General features: G+C 32.5%; 23 protein-coding genes. 2 read left to right on the plus strand and 21 right to left on the minus strand.

The features are described from left to right. Nucleotides 1–5 precede the first annotated feature (5 nt). The 10 genes from AC4FRF_RS05105 to AC4FRF_RS05150 all read right to left on the minus strand — a co-directional run bounded on the left by AC4FRF_RS05105 (nucleotide 6) and on the right by AC4FRF_RS05150 (nucleotide 9,409). Nucleotides 6–2,006, minus strand: coding sequence for an ATP-binding protein (locus tag AC4FRF_RS05105; protein ID WP_491158404.1), 2,001 nt, complete (start codon nucleotides 2,004–2,006; stop codon nucleotides 6–8). Nucleotides 2,007–2,008: 2 nt separating this feature from the next. Continuing rightward, on the minus strand, nucleotides 2,009–2,986 hold the full coding sequence (locus AC4FRF_RS05110) for a DNA-methyltransferase (protein ID WP_491158406.1): 978 nt from the start codon (nucleotides 2,984–2,986) through the stop codon (nucleotides 2,009–2,011). 13 nt (nucleotides 2,987–2,999) lie between these two features. After that, a complete protein-coding gene (locus tag AC4FRF_RS05115; protein ID WP_491158407.1) occupies nucleotides 3,000–4,037 on the minus strand; it encodes a nucleotidyl transferase AbiEii/AbiGii toxin family protein in 1,038 nt (345 codons plus the stop codon). After that, a complete protein-coding gene (locus tag AC4FRF_RS05120; protein WP_491158408.1) occupies nucleotides 4,030–4,761 on the minus strand; it encodes a DUF6577 family protein in 732 nt (243 codons plus the stop codon). The genes AC4FRF_RS05115 and AC4FRF_RS05120 overlap by 8 nt, the downstream gene beginning before the upstream one ends. A 303-nt stretch (nucleotides 4,762–5,064) precedes the next feature. After that, nucleotides 5,065–5,676 carry a DUF6088 family protein gene (locus tag AC4FRF_RS05125; protein WP_491158410.1) on the minus strand — a complete coding sequence of 204 codons (612 nt, stop codon included), beginning with the start codon at nucleotides 5,674–5,676 and terminating at the stop codon, nucleotides 5,065–5,067. A gap of 298 nt (nucleotides 5,677–5,974) precedes the next feature. After that, nucleotides 5,975–6,595, minus strand: a complete 621-nt coding sequence (locus AC4FRF_RS05130; protein ID WP_491158411.1) for a hypothetical protein — start codon at nucleotides 6,593–6,595, stop codon at nucleotides 5,975–5,977. A gap of 57 nt (nucleotides 6,596–6,652) precedes the next feature. Then, complete coding sequence (locus AC4FRF_RS05135; RefSeq protein ID WP_491158412.1) at nucleotides 6,653–7,264, minus strand: ATP-binding protein; 612 nt, start codon at nucleotides 7,262–7,264, stop codon at nucleotides 6,653–6,655. A gap of 144 nt (nucleotides 7,265–7,408) precedes the next feature. Further along, nucleotides 7,409–7,582 (minus strand): hypothetical protein, encoded by a 174-nt coding sequence (locus tag AC4FRF_RS05140; RefSeq protein ID WP_491158413.1) that lies wholly within the window; start codon nucleotides 7,580–7,582, stop codon nucleotides 7,409–7,411. A gap of 123 nt (nucleotides 7,583–7,705) precedes the next feature. Further along, a complete protein-coding gene (locus tag AC4FRF_RS05145; RefSeq protein WP_491158414.1) occupies nucleotides 7,706–8,761 on the minus strand; it encodes a transcriptional regulator in 1,056 nt (351 codons plus the stop codon). A gap of 342 nt (nucleotides 8,762–9,103) precedes the next feature. Beyond that, nucleotides 9,104–9,409, minus strand: a complete 306-nt coding sequence (locus tag AC4FRF_RS05150) for a helix-turn-helix domain-containing protein (RefSeq protein WP_491158415.1) — start codon at nucleotides 9,407–9,409, stop codon at nucleotides 9,104–9,106. A gap of 413 nt (nucleotides 9,410–9,822) precedes the next feature. Between AC4FRF_RS05150 and AC4FRF_RS05155 the strand changes: the two genes are divergently transcribed. Further along, nucleotides 9,823–9,996: a hypothetical protein gene (locus AC4FRF_RS05155; RefSeq protein ID WP_491158416.1), complete on the plus strand. Its 174-nt coding sequence runs from the start codon at nucleotides 9,823–9,825 to the stop codon at nucleotides 9,994–9,996. On the opposite strand, the gene AC4FRF_RS05160 is transcribed toward AC4FRF_RS05155, so the two are convergent. From AC4FRF_RS05160 to AC4FRF_RS05195, 8 genes are all read right to left on the minus strand, one after another. Next, complete coding sequence (locus AC4FRF_RS05160) at nucleotides 9,973–11,454, minus strand: hypothetical protein (RefSeq protein WP_491158417.1); 1,482 nt, start codon at nucleotides 11,452–11,454, stop codon at nucleotides 9,973–9,975. The genes AC4FRF_RS05155 and AC4FRF_RS05160 overlap by 24 nt on opposite strands. Before the next feature lie 338 nt (nucleotides 11,455–11,792). Beyond that, entirely contained in the window at nucleotides 11,793–12,317 is a 525-nt protein-coding gene (locus AC4FRF_RS05165; protein ID WP_491158418.1) for a DinB family protein, read from the minus strand. 55 nt (nucleotides 12,318–12,372) lie between these two features. Next, nucleotides 12,373–12,858 (minus strand): nucleoside deaminase, encoded by a 486-nt coding sequence (locus AC4FRF_RS05170; RefSeq protein WP_491158419.1) that lies wholly within the window; start codon nucleotides 12,856–12,858, stop codon nucleotides 12,373–12,375. 9 nt (nucleotides 12,859–12,867) lie between these two features. Then, nucleotides 12,868–13,686 carry an isocitrate lyase/PEP mutase family protein gene (locus AC4FRF_RS05175; RefSeq protein WP_491158420.1) on the minus strand — a complete coding sequence of 273 codons (819 nt, stop codon included), beginning with the start codon at nucleotides 13,684–13,686 and terminating at the stop codon, nucleotides 12,868–12,870. 36 nt (nucleotides 13,687–13,722) lie between these two features. After that, the gene (locus AC4FRF_RS05180) at nucleotides 13,723–14,178 is read right to left on the minus strand and encodes an ester cyclase (protein WP_491158421.1); all 456 of its coding nucleotides are present in this window, start codon (nucleotides 14,176–14,178) and stop codon (nucleotides 13,723–13,725) included. Nucleotides 14,179–14,196: 18 nt separating this feature from the next. Beyond that, the gene (locus AC4FRF_RS05185; RefSeq protein WP_491158422.1) at nucleotides 14,197–14,724 is read right to left on the minus strand and encodes a DinB family protein; all 528 of its coding nucleotides are present in this window, start codon (nucleotides 14,722–14,724) and stop codon (nucleotides 14,197–14,199) included. Next, entirely contained in the window at nucleotides 14,717–15,292 is a 576-nt protein-coding gene (locus AC4FRF_RS05190) for a DUF1572 domain-containing protein (protein ID WP_491158423.1), read from the minus strand. The genes AC4FRF_RS05185 and AC4FRF_RS05190 overlap by 8 nt, the downstream gene beginning before the upstream one ends. A gap of 28 nt (nucleotides 15,293–15,320) precedes the next feature. Next, a complete protein-coding gene (locus AC4FRF_RS05195; RefSeq protein WP_491158424.1) occupies nucleotides 15,321–15,602 on the minus strand; it encodes a putative quinol monooxygenase in 282 nt (93 codons plus the stop codon). Between the two features lie 249 nt (nucleotides 15,603–15,851). Here AC4FRF_RS05195 and AC4FRF_RS05200 point away from each other — a divergent pair, with 249 nt between their 5' ends. Continuing rightward, nucleotides 15,852–16,829, plus strand: coding sequence for a GlxA family transcriptional regulator (locus AC4FRF_RS05200; protein WP_491158425.1), 978 nt, complete (start codon nucleotides 15,852–15,854; stop codon nucleotides 16,827–16,829). Nucleotides 16,830–16,968: 139 nt separating this feature from the next. Here AC4FRF_RS05200 and AC4FRF_RS05205 read toward each other — a convergent pair whose 3' ends face one another. The 3 genes from AC4FRF_RS05205 to AC4FRF_RS05215 form a co-directional block, all read right to left on the minus strand. Then, nucleotides 16,969–17,661, minus strand: a complete 693-nt coding sequence (locus AC4FRF_RS05205) for a DUF4386 domain-containing protein (RefSeq protein ID WP_491158426.1) — start codon at nucleotides 17,659–17,661, stop codon at nucleotides 16,969–16,971. Nucleotides 17,662–17,764: 103 nt separating this feature from the next. Continuing rightward, nucleotides 17,765–19,159, minus strand: coding sequence for an alginate export family protein (locus tag AC4FRF_RS05210; RefSeq protein ID WP_491158427.1), 1,395 nt, complete (start codon nucleotides 19,157–19,159; stop codon nucleotides 17,765–17,767). Nucleotides 19,160–19,229: 70 nt separating this feature from the next. After that, on the minus strand, nucleotides 19,230–19,823 hold the full coding sequence (locus AC4FRF_RS05215; protein WP_491158428.1) for a short chain dehydrogenase: 594 nt from the start codon (nucleotides 19,821–19,823) through the stop codon (nucleotides 19,230–19,232). Nucleotides 19,824–19,873 lie beyond the last annotated feature (50 nt).

The following is a 19,873-nucleotide window of genomic DNA, read 5'->3' on the forward strand; positions in this document are numbered from 1 at the left end:
TTCTGTTATTTAAAAAGTCCGATTTGTACAGGAACAACAAAAGGGTTAGAATAGGTTTTCATTCGGACAAATCCTTTATCATTCTTCGCACTAAACTTAATCAACGCATCTGCAAAATCACTAAAATCATAAAATTTACGTAATTCTTTCACTTCATCTTCATTGTTTAAGTGTGCTATAAACCAATTCTGTGTGTTTTTCAGAATATTTGAACTGATTGAACTCACTTCTTGTGTAGCATACACCATTCCTAAGTTAAGTTTAGCACCTTCTTTGGCAATTCTATTATAAATTTGACTTAAATCTTTGTCATCTTTCTTAGGGAAAAGGTTGTGTGCTTCTTCAAAGTAAAACTGTATAAAATTATTAGGTTTAGCATCAATGAAATTACTCATAGACGAATTAAAAATAGCACGACAAATCTTTTCAGAATATAAATGTTGAATTTCAGGATCTCCTTGAGATAAATCTACAATTACTATTTTTCCAGCTTTAACAAGCTTGCAAATATTGTTTTCAAACAAATCTGTTTCAGAAGTTGTATGGTACTTTATCAAAGGACGTAATTTTATGAAACTATTTACCGGACCTCTTTCTCCTGGACTTCTATATTGAGTTAAAAACCTTAAAATGGCTTTTAAGTCATTATCTGCCCAAGGTTTTCCTTTTTTTGATTCATAATTTTTTAAATAATCCCACTCGTTATAATTTTTCCAAACTTGGCTGAACCAGGTTATTGCTTCATCATAAATAACACCTTGTTTGGGGTCTATACCACCTTCTTTTACCTGCTCATTAATTTCTTTACATCCTTCGAAGTAAAGTTTATTACTTCCTGACAAGGTGAATCCTGCTAGTTTCAAACAGCATTTATAAGCCGCCATCTTTCTGTCATATCTAATTTTTTCTCCTCCTTGTAATTCTCCTTCTTTTTCAAGATTAACACCTAGAAAATCTTCTACGTAATCAGATTGTTTTCCGAATTGCTTAAAATATCCTCGCATTAATTCCTGTCCGGCTGAAATATCTTTATAAAAGTTAATTTTTAATACCTCAAAATCATCCTTTTCTAATACGCTATATCGAGTTACATCTTTTTTATATTTTTCGAAAATCGCAGTTCCATCTTGCAAGTTTTTATTGGCATACTCACCATTAATATCAAAAATGATTTGACCTACTTTTACTTTAGGAATTTCATTTTCATTATATGGGTTAATGTCTTCCTGAAAGTTTCCTATTGAAGTACTAACTGTAGCTTTACTTGAAAGTTCTTGAGTAGCCTCAATTAACTTTTTAACTGTATTTGATTTACCGGTTCTAGTCATACCAAACAATGCCGTCCTTTTTCCTAATATATCTTTGGTATGCATATAAACCTTTTCATCAGTACTAGTGTTTTCAGAATAGTTTTTTCTACTTGAACTGTAACGAACAGTTCCTATTTGAAAATTAGAATCTGGTTTTAACGGACCATCATTATCCCTAAGATTTACAATATATTGAAGATATTGACCTGACGGTTTATACACTTTATATAAATGAGGAGAATAAAAATTTTCTAAATCTGCACCAAACTCAACTTTGCCGTCAGCTGTTTTATAAAATGTTCCAAGTATAGAACATTCCATCCCCGAGCAACTAAACTCAAATCTGGTAAATTGATCAATTTGCCTGTTCTTTCCCGCGGTCTTAAGTTCTTCTTTGAAGTACTCTATCCTAGAACTAATTACGCTATTATCACTTGGAATAGGACAAGGTCTCAGTGCTCTTAATAATAATGCTTCATGAATGATTTCTTCTCCAAAGTCATTTTCATAGAATGCTAACAAAAAACAACCTTGGGCAATTCCTCCAACATTATATTTCCAATCATCACATGTAAGTAGACTTGTTTTGCTGTAATCTATTTTGAAAGGATTACCAACAAAATTATTTGAGTCTTTTGCGACTTCAAAAATGTCTGTCTTGGCAATTTTTTCAAATTCGTCTCTTAAGTTTTCCATAATTATAGCTGTTTTGATAGAGATTTTAAATTAGGGTTACTAAACCTTATAATAGCTTGATTTATATAATCTTCTTTAACTTCAAATGATACCCATTTTCGATTTAATTTTTCAGCACAATACCCAGTCGTATTGCTTCCTGAGAATGGATCCAAAATCAAATCATCTTCATCTGTAAGAAATTCTATAAAGAAATTAACTAAGCCTCCAGACATTCTTGCAGGATGTGGTTTTATGTTTTTTTCTCTACACATTTTCAGATAATAATCATTGGAACTCGTATTAGAAAAGCTTAGGACACTGTGCGGTAACCTTACTTCTCTATTATCATCAACTTGTTCTAATTCAAAAAAGTTATGGGCTATACTACCACCATTATCTTTTAAAAATCCAGTCTCGCTAATATTATGCTCAGAAGGTCTCTTTCCAGCATTATATTTTTGCTTTTTTAACAGGCTTTGCATACTCTTACTATAAGGTCTAAGCACTTTACTATTATCTGCTTTAGGGAAGTCATTTTTAGCTATCCACCAGACATGTGTGTAACTATCTACAGTTCTCAATCTGTTAACTGTAACCCATTGAGCTGGGGATGGCAGTTTTGAAGGATTGTAACATATAAATTCTTGTATTAGCCTTAAATTTGCTTTAGGATGTTTTACAAGACCAAATAAACATTCTAAATGTAATAATGATTGTACGGGTCTTTCAGGCTCCCAAGCATTTCCAATTTCAATGACTAGAGACCCATCTTCAGTTAGCAAATCTGAAAAGATTGGAGCCATATCAATAAACCATTTTAAATATTCGTCACCTTTTTCATTTCCATATTGTTTTTTATTATTTAATGGAAAAGGAGGTGAGGTAATAATTAAATTTACCTTACCTTTAAGTTCTTTCTTCATTTTACCGCTTAAAAGTTCTATTGAGTTTCCTTCAATAATTTTTCCTTTATTGGTTTGGTATTTGATATTAATCATCCTAGTTATTTTGTTAGAAAGCTTTAAACCAATAGTAAAGAGCTTCTGGATTATTCTTTTTTAATTTATTCAGTTTGTTGTAATTCTGGTCTTCAATTATCCAATCTTTTATTTCTAATGGATTTTTAAACCTTTCCATTTTTATTTCTTTTTCGGATTGTAATAGCTTGGTGAGATATGCCACTTTGGCTGCTGCTGTTATGGCTTCATCTATGTTGAATCTGTCAATTGTGAAATTGGTAAAGTTTCTGATACCTAACTGTAAATGATTAAACTCTTCTGATTTTATATCGCGTTCTGCTAATGTATAGCAAGCTTGCCAGGTATCTTCTAAAACTTCAGTTGCTGTAATATTTAATTTTCTAAATCCAATTTCTTCCCGAACTACTTTGTTATAGCTGCTTTTTACTACTTCTAAATCTCTTAGGTTATCAAATAGAAATGCGATATCGTATAGCTGTTTTATGATTTCTACCGGACGGTTTTTGCTGTATAGAATTCCAGTTGTTTTGGGAGCGAATGCGGTTAGTTTGTCGCCCAAAATGGCATCAAAGGTGGGCATTGCGATTATACTATCTTCTCCCGAAGTGGAAATCCAATTGTGTTTTATAGGTAGTTCGCGAATTTGAGGATATGGGTTTGGTGTATAGAGCAGATCCAATAAAATAGGTTCGATATTACCATCTACTACGCTTTTGTAATTGGTTTTGAAATGTCCGATTGGTGCATCGGGTGTATGTTTTCTATCGTTGTCCGGTTCCCAGTCCAGGAAGATTTGTTCCTCCACTATTTTTTGTAAAACGGTTATTATTTCTTTTTCAGAATGTTCTGTTATGATATCGATGTCAATTGAGAATCGTTTTGGTTTTTCAGTAGCCAACAACAATGCTGTACCGCCTTTGAATGTAAAGTGTAGCCCGTTTGTCTTTAATTGTTCCAATAGTGTTAGTGCCCAAATCACTTTTTCGATTAATTTGGGATCGATGCGTTTTCCTAACTTGCTTTTTAAGTTAATAATCCAATCTAATGTATGGGTTTCGTTATTAATCATTGATCGTGATTGTATTGATCATTTTTTCTAATTCACTTTCTTTGTTTCTCCTAATGGCATACCGTTTCATTTTTGCTGTATTAATCGTGTATTTTTTGAAAGCGGAATTGTAAATGAATTCGAGTTCTCCTTGTTGGGCTGCAAAAAGTTCTTTGTCGATGATAATGTCTACCAACATCTTTTCCAATGTTGGAATTTCAATTTTATCGTTTTTAGTTGTTGGTGCTTCGGTTACTAAATTTTTAATAATTGTAACTTCTTCCCAATTAGTGCTGATGTAGCGTTCCAATATTTCCTCATCTGGATTGAAATACACGTTTTTATTCCATTCGCTTACCGCATTAAATATTTGCTCTTCTGCTTCTTTTTCTACTTCAATAATGATATAGTTTTTAAATGGCTGGTGTCGCATTAAGTCGTTTAACCATTTGGTATTCCATACACATAGATTAATAAATGGAAATTCTTTATGGATTTTATTGTATGTTTTTTTTAAGGTTTGATTTATTTCCGGATTAAAGATTTGTTTGTCTGTAATGGAATATACCCCTCTTTCCGGATTGTTTATGATTCCCGCTTTTTTTAGTTTAGACAAATACACTGTAATTGTACCTTCCGAAAGTTCCGGAAAATCCTTTTTGATCAAGCTACCAAGTTTTTCTCTAGAAATTTGGCTTATCGATTTGAAGTAACTCTGGATTGTATTTTCTATCGTTTTTGTCACTTTAGCTTTTAAATTTTTTGAAAGATACTACTTTTTTTTGAAAATTAAGTTTTGGCAGTAAAATAGTTTTATTGCCGAAAGTTAATTTGTTGTTTTGTCCCAGATTTGGTTAATAATTTGGACATATATTGCATATTGCGATGTGCGATTGATAATAAACTAGTTTTATAATACAGTTATTTTATTTGAAATATTTCATTTGCGATTTACTACAGATTGTGTAGTGTTTTGCGAACGGAATGTTTGTTAAGTATTGGCAGTAAGTAGTCAGCAATTTTACGTTCATCCGGGAATGTTAGCCATTTATTCATCGGTATCTTTTTTTAATGCCTGACGCATGATGATTCTAATCCATTCGGGAGCTAATTTTATATCATGCTCCAAACGGTATGGATCTTCGTTTTTCAGGTGTTCTATTATTATTTGTTTTTCGTTTTCGGAAATATGGTCTTTGCCAATTTCTCTGGCAGCCTGAATAACTAAGCTGCTTATTTGGCCAATGGCCGATAAATTTTTAGGACTCGTCTTTTTGAATATGATTTTTCGCTTGCCTAAATCAATTTTGCGAGCTGCACCATCGGTAAGGTAAACGGCATTCATTGGAATTTGAGTAGAGAGTCCCAAAGCGTTTAGTGCTAAACTGCCTGTTGGGATTATCCGGGCTTTGTCTCTTTTTGCGATTGCTTGTGCAATGACCTCTGTGCTGGGTTTTAAAACTCCAAAAACCGGATCTGTTTCCAATCGGGCATAGATACCTCTAGCCACACGGGAAATCATTTCTTTTATGACTAATCTCTCTAAGGCTTTTGCGACGGCTTTAGCCGAACCAAAAGAAAGGAAATCTTCGGTAAAAAATAGCGAACCCCTCTTGGCTTTTTTAATTTTAAAAATTACTTTGTCATCAATGCTTTGCATAGTTTTTCTGTAAAGAATTTGTCGCAAAAATAGTAAATATTTGCGACAAAATTATAGTATTTAAGTATTGGCAGTAAATTGAGTTTATTGCCGAAAGTTAATTTGTTTTTTGTCCCAAATTTTGTCAATAATTGGGACAACTATTGCATATTGCGATATGCGATTGATAATAGGCTAGTTTTATAATACAGTTATTTCATTTGATCTATTTCATTTGCGATTTACTACAGATTGTGTAGTAAATTGCGAATGGAATATTTGTTAAGTACTGGCAGTAAATTGAATTTATTGCCGAAAGTTAATTATTCATTTCAATGTCGATATATGATTTTAGATGATATAATTCAATTTGGTTTTCATCATCTCCTTCCAATTGCCCAATCTTAATAAAAGCAATATCATTAGCAAAAGCTTTTTCACCTATTAAGTGTTCTATATGAGCATAAACTGCTTCTTGAAGTTTTGGGTTGTCTTTGTGGACGATGTAATTTTTGAGTAGTACTTTAATTCCTAAATCGGTTGGCTTGTTTGGGTTTTCTAATGGAATGAAATACATTTTGCTTATTCGTAAAGTGATGCCGTAATATTCTAGTGGTTTGTCGGTGCCGTTTTCGTATTTCGATAGGTTGGTTTCGGGTTGGAGGAATGGGGTTATTTTCCAACGTTCTACAACTGGAGCATGATGGACTAGTAATTCTACTTCTTTGAACAAGTAAGGATTTCCGTTTGCGGTGATGATTAACTCTGCACCATTTGTTTTGTTTTTGATTATGAGGTCAAGGTCTTTGTTATATTGATGTAGTATCTCGATTAGTTGGTCGAAATGGGTTTTTAGTTCTTCTTTTGGGATTTCGTTTAGGAGTAGGAAAACGAAGTTGTTTTGTAGGAAGTGATTCCAGAAATTGGTTATTGTGTTCATTTTGTTTTAAGTTTTTGCCACCCCGCCCTTCGGGCACCCCTCCAAAGGATGGGAATATTAACGTTTGTCTGGTGTTGATTTATCATAAGCTATTAAGTTTACCATTTTCCTTAATCTACTTCTAACTCTATTGCCATAATGATTTTCTATTTCTGTGGCTGATAGGTTTGTGGTAATGTGGGTTAGTAGTTTTTTGGAAATGTATAGATCATAACGGCTTAATAGAATTTCTGCCATTACATTGCATTCATTGCCATAGTATTTTAGATTGTTTTCTACTCCTAAGTCGTCGAAGCAAATGGTCTTTGGTTGGGATTCGTATAGTTTTCCAATGCTGTATTTGTGAATGATTTGGTAGCCGTCCTGGATAAATTCGAAGCTGATGTCCCGGCAGGGTTTTACTGAGAATTTGTGTTCAGTAGGGGTGAGGTATTTCATTACATTCATTAGTGATGTTTTGCCACAGCCGACTGGTCCGGAAAGTAGGATTCCTTTTTTGAGGTTGATGTTGTATTGAAAGCATGTTGGTTCATCTTTTAAAAAATAGGCTATGAGTTTGTAGATTATTGGGTAATCGGATTCATGGATTTTGAAGTGATTACCGTAGAGTTCTACGCCTTTTTTTTCGAGCCAAGAAATGACTTCCGAATAGTTATAAGCTTCTTTCATAATAAAATTAATTTTTATACCTGACTGCCACTGGCAGTCCTCCTTTTAATTTCAAATGTTCCGCAGCCCAAGCCGTTCGCCTTTCAGGCTCAACTCGTGGACTGCTGCCACTTCACTTCTTCGTTGCTTTCTTCCCCTTTTTATTTAAGGGCGGATGCTACTGGAAAAATGAACGAGAAAGTAAGCGATTAGTTTGTGAACGATAGGGTAATCGGATTCATGGATTTTGAAATGATTGCCGTAGAGTTCTACGCCTTTTTTTTCGAGCCAAGAAATGACTTCATTGTAGTTGTAATGGGATTTTATGTCGTTTTCCATAAGTTAAAATTTAACCACAAAGGGCGCAAAGAGTTATCGCAAGGTTCACAAAGACCTTCAACAGGCTTAGGGTGACAACGCGAGGTTTGTAAAGTGAGATTGCTTCGTTCCTCGCAATGACAGCTACAACGGTTCTGCATAATTTTTCTCGGTTGTTGCGTTGAGGTTGTGACGGTGGTGTGATGGTTTTGTATCGGTGTTGTGGTTGAAATTTACGCTGTTTAATATCCAGTTTTGTGCTGCGGCTTGCCAATCGACCATGGGGGTTTTGCCGCCAACGAGCCAACCGACACTGGAGAAATAATTGAAAAACTTTTGGGCTTCGAGTTCCGGGAAGTTGTTTTCCAAGAAATAGGTTTTGACTTCTTCGATTGTTGGCTTCTCGTCCTTGACCTCTCGTCTCTCGACTGCGCTCGAGAAGACAGGCTCGAGGTGACGCGCTCGGGATGACAAATCAGAATTCTTAATTTTATCTTTTTCTTTTTTCGCGGAACTTTTTTGCTGACTCGTTTCAGTTTGCTTCGCATTGTAGTCAGCGAATGCCGGATCAGGAGTATTTCTTTTCCCTACAAGCTTTTCATCCGGCATTTCTTTTTCTTCTTTTTTAACGGAACTTTTTTCTTCTTTTATTTTTTCGGTTTTAAAAAAATCATTTTCAGAAATTGTTTCATTTTTTGCAATGAATTTTTTTGCTTGCTTTTCCAAGTTTGAAACGTTTTTATAGTTTAAACTATTTGTAATGTTTGTATTGTTTATATAAGGTACTACTGCTTGTTCAGTACTTGTTTCATCACTAGTACAAGACTTGTTCAAAGCTTGTTCAGCAACAGGTTCAAAAAGAGGTTCATTATTTAGCTTTCTCTCACTTTTTGGCTGTGGTTTTAAATCATCTGAAAAGTTGAATAAAATGACATGACTTCCTTTGAAGGGATTGTAGGACGGTTCGTAATTGATATAACCCAGACTATGCAAATTTTTCAAACACTTATGGTAAGTTGCCTTGGAACTGATTTTACTTATCCGCATGATCTCATCACGAGATATACTTATAGGATTTTTGAATCGATTGCAATTCCAGAATTGGAACAAAGACATGTACAAACTGATGTGTGTTGGATTGAGTGTTTTGTCAATGGCGACTTTTTCGAAGAAGCCAGTGAGGTGTTTGATGTAGTTCATTTCTTTTGAGTGATTAGTGAATAGTAAATAGTCCCAAATAATCTTTGATAAATTAGCAATGATGTTTTCATTAAAAGTGAATAATTAGAGTTGTCTATTTTCTTTTTTGCTTGATCAAAAAAGAAACAAAAAAATCAAGTCTGCACTTCCTCGTCGGTCAAATTAGTTTTCGAAGTCTAAAACAAAAAAACTCGCTACGCTCAAACAGTTTTTGTTTTTACGACTTCTTCAAACATTTGACACTCGACTGCGGAAGCTAAGGACATTTTCGATTCGTTTAAATATTTGACGTTGGACAGCGGAAGCTAAGGACACATTTTTAGGAAAAAGTAACTACATAGTTTATCGCACTAGCCATTTTGGATTGAATAAGGTAACTGAGGCATCGACTTTATTGGCTTCTAGTAATTTGTTTAAATCGGTACTGGAGTAGTATAATATTCCTCCAATTTTAGTGTAGCTAATGGTTCCGTTGATGCGGAGGTTTTGGAGTGTGCCGGGAGAGATGTTTAATAGTTTGCGGACTTCATTGGATTTTAGCCATTGTTTTGTTTGTTCGGGTTTGGATTGCAGGATTTCTTTAAGTTCAGACAGTAAAAGTGTTCTGAATTCGTTTAGATCTTCTTTTGTGATAATTTCGATTGGCATACTATTTTATTTTAAATTGACTACAAATAAAAGATACTACTCTTTATTGCGCCAGTTGTGGGGGTTGTACAACCCCTGCCAAATAGTAGCAAAACAAGCTATTTGAATGAAAAAAGTTTTTAATACTAGCCCAATAAATTGTATTTATATTGTTTTATGATTAGATTTGCTTTGTAAATAAATACAGAGGATTTATCCTCTTACGACATATTAGCGAAAGTTATTTCGAGCCACAGAAAACCGCCAAAAAATTCTATAAAAGCTCTACAAATAAACTGTCGCCTACGCAATGCGTGGGCTCGGTTTATCGGAGCTGTGGGTGCTTGGCGGTACCTCTGTGGCTGGTGATCGATGTCCCACGCAGTTTGTTTATAGCAACTCCAACCGGGACATGATTTTAAATTTTTAAAATTATGAAAACAAAGCAGGAAGAGGTTGTTTCGCCGGAACTACAGGAATTTATGAGCACACAAAAAATCCCAAGTGTGGCCGCTTTATTAGTTTTTGATAATGAGCGCTTGCTTGGGATGGAAGGTTTTGGATGGCGATTGCTAAAAGAGGTATTACAACTTCGTAAAATTCAATAATTCAATTATTTTTTCTCTCACAGCCATTTTGGTTGCTGTTTCTACATTATAGTATTTTGAGTTGATACTATCCACGGAAATTGTTTCAGTGATTTTAGTTCTAAAATTATTGGCAATAAATCTAAATACTGATCTTTGAGTTTTGGGTTGTATGATTCCTGTCTGGATAAGTAATCCAAAGAAGTAACTGAGTTGAGGTACTGATAAGCCAGTTTGTATTTTATCGTTTACTTCCTGAGTATCTCGTTTGACCGGCTGGTAAGGTTCCAGTAGTCTCTTTTGATTTAAATAATGAATTTCTTCTTCAATCCAAGCTACAATTTGTTCTTTGGTTGAGGGTAGGTTGTAAATTAATTTGCTTTGGATGTGCAGCTGTTTTTGATTGGTAGATTTGAGGTATTTGTAGAGTAATTTTATTTGTTCGATTTCTGATGGTTGCTTTTCTAAATCTTTGATAATTATATCTGTATAATAATCGAAGAAATCAAGAGAGTTGAAATTTAAGAGGAGTAAATGTATGATTAAAAGGTTTGAATCTTCTTTGTTGTTGATTAATTGTAAAAGTTTAGTTGTGAATTCAATAGTATAATTTAACTCGTTATAGGTAACCGTATGGGATAGTTGCGGTTCTATAATTTTAGACAGATTATCATTTATGAGCTTTACTATTTTTGAATCAGGTTGTGACTGATTGTAATAGGAGCATATTTGCTTGTATTGCGGCTCTATTTTCTTTCTGGTATCTAAAATGATTTGGTACGTTGCGTTCTCTTTTTTGTCAAGATATGGATAGTGGTCTATTTCTAAGTAATTGATTAATTTTTCGAGATATTGGTAAGTAAGTTTAAGTCCTTTTATTTCACAGCAATTATTGCAAAGTTCATATAATTCATCAAATGTATTGGGATTGATTTCGGTAAGTAATTTGTCTAATAAACGTTGTATGTCAGAATGTTTTTTTTGTATAAAGTTTTGGATTTCTTCCTTTGATGATAAGGAAGCAACGACTTCTTTAATTTTTTTTTTGATTGTCTCTAATTCTTTTTTTAATAGTGAGTTACAATAGTATAAAAATAGATCTTGGTCGGAATGGCTTTCTAATTTGCAATTAACCAGGCAATATAATTTTGCACTTTTTTTATCCAAAAAACAGTTATAAGTGTTTTTATTAATTTGTAATTGTTTTTCAATATTAGGAATCCATTTTACTATTTCTTCAGGAAGATTTGTTCGGGATTTTTTTAGAATGGGAGCAAGAGGATCTAAGTTGTTTATTCCTTTCGAAATACGAATTGGTTGTTTTGTGTTTGAATTTGAAAATTCTACTTCATAAATTGTGTGACTTTGTGGTATTTCAGTATATAAAAGTGTTAGCATATATTCAGAGGTAATATTTTCTGAATTTTGTATTTCACTTATTAGAGTGTCAAATTTTTCAAGTAGGTATTTGTTGTTCATGTTTTGTAAAACTATTGAATGTAACTTTTTATGCTATTTATTGACTGTACAATTGAATAGTTTAAAAAAGGTATTCTTTCCAGTTTAGAAGTTGTGTGTTTGAACTGGATTTTGAAGTCCTGATATAACAATCAATTGTAAGTATGATTATTTTACATTTTGGACAACTGTGGTTTTACAATACGAGAAATACCAGTAGTGTTAATTACTAGTATTTCGCTATAAAAATGGCAAACCCGTGGTATTTAGTTGGACATTTCTGTATTTTTAATATTGCTTTAAAGAAAAGCTATTTTTTAGTGTTTTTATCTTAATGGTTGTATTAGGTTAGTTCTATTTTATACGTTTAAAATTTTTAAGTAATGAATCCATGGCCCCACTTCGTTTTTATATTGTTTTGCCATTACACGTGATATTTGCGCAAGATGATCCAGGTCGTGTACCACCCAAGTAGCAATTAATTGGGATAAATTTACTCTTCCAAGCTCCGGATGGATTGCTTCTTTTAATAATTGTTCATCAGAAATGTTTAAAGCTCTTAGCTTTTCAATACTTGCAGAACGGACTCGAATAAATTCATTTAATAGATCTGTAAGTGTTTTGTTTTTACTTTTTTCAATTTGAGCCAATCTATTAAGTGGATCAAATTGAACGACTATAGATTTTGTGAGTATAATTTCAATTCTAGGTATCCAGTTATCGGTGTCACAATGTATGAGGTGTCCAACAATATCATATGCTGACCAACTTTGACCACCTTCATTGTTTAATGTCCAATCTTCAGACACATTGTTTAAAAGAGAATATAATGAAACAGGAGTCCTTTCTAGTATTTCGATTGATTTGTTAAGATTGAAATTCATGATTTGATTATTTATGAAAAAGTGTGGTTTGGATCCTAATTTGAAACTATTTGTCTTACCATGGTTGAGAAGATGAAAGTTCATTGGATTTCCAGTCTGTCAAAATTTTAATTGCTTTTGTATCTTCTTTTTTGAACATTGGTATTTTTCTTTTTTCAGGTTGAAGTTTTATTTCATCAAAAATAAAGCTGTCACTAAAGCCTATTTTAGAAGCGGTTTCATTCGAGTTAGCAAAATAGATCACATCCAGTTTAGCCCAGTAAATAGCTCCAAGACACATTGGACAAGGTTCTAATGTTGTGTAGATGGCACAATCTGTTAATGCTAAGTTTCCTAAGTTTTTACAAGCATTTTCTATTGCTACCATTTCACCATGAGCGGTAGGATTGGTTCTTGAAAAAATTTCATTATGACCTTCGCTAATTATTTTGTTATCTTTTACAATTACACAACCTATTGGAAGTCCTTTACCGCTTGTATAGGCCATCTGAGAAAGTTCAATTGCTCTGTGCATGAATTTTTCATTGTATTCGTTTTTCATTGTAAGTTCTTAATTATTTGATACGAAAAGCTTAATAAGGTCATTAGCGCTAACTGATTCGTCTGCATAATCAAATTTTCCATTTTTATTAATACTCTTTATTGTTTCGATGAAAGTTGTCATGGCATTTCTGTACAATGATGCTCCCAGACTAATTCTCTTTACTCCAATATTTGATAAATCATCAAAATTCAAATTACTTCCTTTTATTCCCATTAATACATTTAACGGTCTGTCTATTTCATGGAGTATGGATTGAATGTCTTCTAACGTTTTTATCCCAGGAGCGAAGAGTACATCGGCACCTGCATCTTGGTAAGCCTGTAGTCGTTTTATAGTATCTTTAATGTCTGGCTTGCCAATGAAATAATTGTCTGCACGTGCAGTAAGGATAAAAGGGAAATCTAAACTTCGAGCAGCTTCAACTGCAGCACTAATTCTTTCAGTTGCAAGTTCTAAAGGATAAGTAGATTTAGAATTGACATCTTCTATAGATGCACCTACAATTCCGGTTTTTGAAGCTTTCTTAATCGTTTCAAATATTTTCCCCGGGGCATCATCAAAGCCATTACCTAAATCAGCACTAACAGGTAAATTTGTAGCAGATGCAATTTCTTGTAAATGAACCAGAACCTTATCCATTGGTAATTGGTTGTCAGCTTCTCCTTGTGAAAATGAATATGCTGCACTTGATGTTGCTATTGCTTTAAAACCAAAATGAGCTAAAATTTTTGTAGAAGCAATATCCCAAGGATTTGGAATTATAAAAGTAGATTTGTCATCGTGCAATTTTTTAAATAGTACTGCTTTGTCGAATTGGTTTTTCATAATTAATTACATTAAAAATTATAGATTTGGGAATGACTAAACAAAATCATTTTCTTTTTCTCCAGAAATTAAATTTTGATACAATTCATAAGCGCTTCTTTCAACCCAACATTCTGAAAGTCTATTGTCTTTTATCGTCCAGATAGCAATTCCGGTAAATGATATATGTCGGTTGTCGGGTTTAAGGCCGAAAAGACCATTATTTCTGCCTGAGGTATTCCATCTCGAAACAACTTTGTTTTTCTCTTCATTGTAGAAAAGATCTACACTTTCGTTTGTTGCATCAAGCAGTTGTTTTTGAAATTCAGCTACCCAGTTTTTAAATTCTTTTCGTCCTTTTACTACTTTCCCTGCTGTTGTAATAGTATAATCTTCGGTCATTAATTCGTCGATGGCATCTAAATCATGCGGATTATTCCAAACTCTGGCAAAAAACTCCAAGACCAGTTTTTCAGGAATAGGGATGTTTGGATTATTAGATTTGTTTTTCATATTCCGGTTCTACTATATTTATGAGTTTTTTAAATTATTGTTTCTTTTTATTATCTGTTCGTGATGTTGTGCATGATAAATGGTAAAGAACAAAACTTCTCTGGCTGTAATTATACCCAATGCAGGATGTGGACAATTGTACTTTTCTAATTCTTCTTCTGACCAATTATCTAAATTTGAAATCATAGACTTGAGGAGCTCTTTGCTCTGAGCGATTAATTCTTTACAATCCGTTTTTAAGTTTGATTGTGGGATAAACGGATCAGTAGCTTTTACACCTTTAGCTAAAATATCCAGGTATAATTTGATTAATTCTTCGTTTTTAACGGATGCTCTGTTTGATAAGCCAAAATTGGTTTCGATGGTTAATTTTGGAACAGACAAATAATTATTGACTCTCAATAGAACCATATTTATGTGTTGCACATTTTGTGCTACCGACCATTTATTATTTATTGAGATATTGCCATTTGGTAAATTAATTGCCGTATTCCAAAAACTCAAATGTGTCATAGTAAGATTGTTTATTATTTCGTTTTTATTCATTGTTGTTATTTTTTAAGAACTCATCAGTAAAGTGTTCGTTGTGTTTTTCTTTAGAAAATTTTTCAGCATTATAATTCTTTGAATTGCCTTTTGGAATAGAAAGTGAAGTCCATTTTTCGTTACAAATCATTTTACCAATTAATACTATTTGTCCCACGTGATAGGGGTAGTGTGCCAGTTGTCTGTTGATAGCTTCAGTAACCGAATGTCCTTGGTTTCGGATGTATATAGTTTTGTATAAATCTTCTTCTTTCAAAGTATTTAACGCTTCGAATAGGCAATTCCATCCCTGATTCCATTTTTGAATAAGTTCTTCTTTATTTTTAACATCATTCTCAAATTCAGCATCACGTTGTCTCCATTCTTTCTCACCGTCAGAGGTCAAGAAATCTGTCCAACGGGATAACATATTTCCGCTCATATGCTTTACGATAATGGCAATGTTGTTGCTTTCGTCATTAAATTTCCAAAACAATTTCTCGTCTGGAACTTGCGCAAAGGTTTTATCGCCTAACATTTTATAGTACTCAAATTGCTTTTTGGCACTTTCTAAATAATTAATATCCATTTTTATATTTTTAAGTTGACGTTATTTATTATAGGATTCCGTAATCGAGTTGCTCTAAATAGATGAACTCTGGGGATTTAACTCCTGCTGCTTTTCTAATTTCAACAAGTTTTGGAGACTCAAAGAATTGCTTAGCATTTTCTATTGAAGTCCAAACCGAGAAATGTACAATCTTGTTGGGTTCGTTCTCGTATTTAAGAACTTGATAGGAGATTTCACCTGCTTCTTTTCTAATTTGACTAGCGTTATCAAATATTTTTTTCCAAGCGATATAATCTTCAACTTCGTGGATTATTAAGACATATTTCATTTTTCAAGTATTAAAAAGGTTGTTATTTTAAAATTGAAATCGATAACAAAATAGAAGATAAGTACTACTCTTGTCTAAATATCAATTTGGGATAATTTGTACTTGTTTGTTCTGTATATCAAATTTAGAATATAAGATTTGATTGAAAATGTGTATTTGTGATAATATAGAGGTGTTTTGCGACAATGTTTTTTATTAATTTTACATTTGAAAATCCAGTTTGTTACTTAATGTTTTAAAGTTAATTGTATGAAAAGAATTGCGATATTAATTCCTGAAACTACTTTAATAAATGTAATTACTGATGTTGAACATTTTTTTGAAGTAATCAATCAGATTTTAATTAATAGAAATATGGATCCGGTTTTTACTACTGAATTAGTAGGTTTGAATCAGGTTGTTAAACTGAATAATGGAAAATATAGTGTGACGGTTGATTCATTATTAGAAGAAGATAAACCGTATGACATTATTTTTGTTACTCCACTGAGTGGCGACATGAATGAAGCTTTATCACTTAATAAGGCATTTATTCCATGGATTATTAAACAATACGAGAATGGAGCTGAATTGGTTTCATTATGTTTAGGCTCTTTTTTTCTTGCTTCAACAGGATTGTTAAATAATAAAAAATGTTCTTCACATTGGTTTTTAGCGGATAAATTCCGTTGTACATACCCCAAAGTTGAATTAGTAGATAATGCAATTATAACTGAAGATCAAGGAATTTATTCAAGTGGTGGAGCTAGTTTTTACTGGAACTTATTATTGCATTTAGCTGAAAAGTATACTAATCGTTCGATATCAATTTTAGCTTCTAAATTTTTTGCTATAGATATTGATAGAGAGAGTCAATCGGCATTTTCTATATTTAGAGGACAAAAAAATCATAATGATGAAATTATAAAACTAGCCCAAGAGTATATCGAAAATAATATTGAAGATCGAATTAACGTTGAGGTTTTGGCAGACAGGTCACTTTTAGGGAGAAGAACGTTTGAAAGGAGATTTAAAAAAGCGACTAACAATTCAGTTCTAGAATATATTCATAGAGTTAAAATTGAAGCCGCTAAACGCAGTTTTGAGAATAGTAATAAAAATATAAATGATGTTATGCTTGAAATAGGCTATACTGACAGTAAGGCTTTTAGGACTATGTTTAAAAAAATCACGGGATTAACACCTGTAGAATACAGGAATAAGTACAATAAAATAATTCTGTCTTAGTTAGTTGGTTTTTTGTATGTGTGGTTTAAGTTCTATGATAAATTGACTTATATATTCTTTAGAGTTAATGAATAACAAAAAGAAATTTTTATGATATAAAAAGATTTTACTGTTATGGCTGTTTAGTTTTTATGATTTTCTATATACTTTTAATTAAAAAATAAATGCCTAATGAAAACTCAAAAACGGCTACCATTAAGGCAGATAAAGCTGCAAAAGGAGAAGTTCGTTCAATAATTCCAAAGATAATGGCGAGAAATCCTAAGAATAATGGAAATGCACCAATAATTCCAATAAGCGCCAAACTGCGAGGGACTATTCGGGATTTGTAAAGTAATACGCCAAGTAATATATCATTAATGGCCGGCATAAATCCCTGTCCGATGCTAAAAATACGATCATACAGTATAACAAGTGTTTTTGTAATTGGAATATAAGAGGTATTTGCACCATTTTGATGCAGTGATACAGCGGCCAATAAAAATGATACACCAACGAATATTGTACCAGCTTCCACAATGCGCGAAGCTATTAAACCAATAGAAAGAGTTTGATTTTGTTTCTTCAATACAGAATGTAGAATTATAGATGAGACGATACCACATAGTGCCACTGTTAATTCCAATATCACTCCTATAACAACATTATTGTTGTTTGCTTTGCTGAGTAAATAATCAGGATTGTGAATAGGTGAGTAAAGAAATAGGGTTGGAATAGAAACAAATGTGAGTATGTAAAAAAGACCAGCTCCAAAAGCGGTTTTACGAGACAAAGGTATTTTACTGTTTTTTAATGATATTAAATCATTACTGTTTGATAATTTTAAGTTCATTTTTAGTGTTTTTAATTAAGGAAAATATCTTTTAATTAAAGCTAAGAGTAATCATTTCCGACTTTATTCTACGGGAGCTGTTTCTATTTTGTTTATTCACATTCTAAAATTTATAATTAGATTTAAATGAAAGGTATAGAATGTCTTTTCCTGAACCGCTTTCTTTCGGATAACTTCCTGATTTTAGGTATGAAGTATCAAAACTAAAGGTTGTATTTTTATTCAAATAAAAATTACTTTCTATTACAAAAAGAGTACCTATTCTTTTTGAAGTAGCATTATTGAATAATGGATTATTTGGTCGTGTCTCTAATGCGCCTCCTGCACCAGGAGAATAGATGTCGTCCTGATAACTTAGCCTGCTTAACCAATATGTTCCGGCATAAATATTACTTTTAGCTGTTGGGTTTATTTTTATATAAGGATTGAAATTTACGATATTAGATAAACCGATAGGAGCCACTAATCCGAAAGGCGGTTTTGAAAATATAGAATTGTATGTATTCAATTTATTATCATTTTCATTTTTGTCGCCAGACATATAATTTACATTAAAGCCTACTATGAATTTATTTTTATCAATTAATTTGTGGTTAACATCGGCACTGAAACTGTATGCTTTAATTTTCTGATTGTTAAATTTTCCTTTTTGATAATTAGCTTCAACTTCATAGTTAAAGTTATTATTCTCAGAATAAAGTCTTATCCCTGAAGTTTCTCTTTTTTCATTGCCTGAGGTGTAGTTATAGCTTCTTTTATCTGAACTAAAGAAGAATGAATATGAATCTAAGATTAAATGATTTTTATATATTTTTTCGGTAGTATATAGTCCAATAACTACTTCTTTAAAAGATTTATCATCAAATATTCCTTTTTGAGAGATTACTGGTGTCATAACAAAAAAATCATATTTTCTTTTTGTTGTATAATGCTTAATGATAACGGCATCAAATGCTAGACGTGTATTAGGTCCCTCTCTAAAAGTAAATAAACGATGATTACCGTAAAAAACTTCTTGCCTCCCAATTCTGGTTAACCATTTTTCATTAAACTTGTAATCTATAAACATCTGATGAATGGATAGTTGATTTTCATCGATTTCAGGTACTAACGGGTCTGGATTTCCAAATCGAAACGTACTACTTATTTGTGAAAAGAGTCTTATTTTATTTCCCAGTTCAATATTGGTATGTAGCATTATTCTTTGCCAGACTTGTATTGCATTAGGATTAGTTACAGAATGTGGAACATCCCCAAAATTTTGGTTTTCATAATATTGAAATTGTTCTCTAATTTCGCCTCCAATTGACAAATTTTTGTTTTCACCTAGTTTTATATATTTTAGTTTGTCGAATCCTTTTTTTAACGTGTCTTTTTTTAACGAGGAAAAGTCATCATTGTAACGGACAAGACTTATTTTGTTTTGAGCTTTTGAAATGGGCGCAGCTATTGTGTTAAGAAGTATAGTAAGATAGATAATATATTTATTTATTTTCATGTGTTTTGATTATTTTAATGACTGAAACTATACTGGTCATTATCTTTTTTAATAATGACCAGTAGATTATTTAGGGTTTGATAATGTGTCCGGTAACTTTTCCAAATATGCTTTTACGGAACATAAATTCTAATTGTCTCATAGTAGTTGGAATTTCACCAGGAAAGTAGGGGAAATATTGTGGAGAATCCTCAATAACGGTAGGGTTCACAGCATTGATACGGATTCCATTTTCTAATTCGATTGCCGCAGCACGAACAAAACCTTCAACAGCACCATTAGATGCAGAAGCATTGGCGAAGTTTACTTGAGGTTCATTTGTTAAAGCACCAGTGATTAAGGTAAATGAACCTTTAGGATTAATGTAATTTTGACCAATTAGCACTAAATTGATTTGTCCCATCATCTTTCCTTCAACACCGTTTCTAAAAGTTTCATTATTTAATTTACTCCAAGGTCCTACAAATGTTGGTCCTGCTGTTGAAATTAATGCATCAAATGAACCTACTTGTTTAAACATATTTTCGATGGATTCTGTTGAAGTAATATCAGCATTAATGTCTCCGCCTTTTGAGGCTACCTTAATAATTTCATGTTCTTTTTCTAAAGCTTTTACTAAATGCTTTCCCATTGTGCCAGAGGCACCTACAATAATAATTTTCATAATTCTGATTTTTAAATGTTTATAATTCTTAGGTAAAGGTATTTCGGGAT

The sequence above is a fragment of the Flavobacterium sp. ST-158 genome (assembly GCF_058309975.1).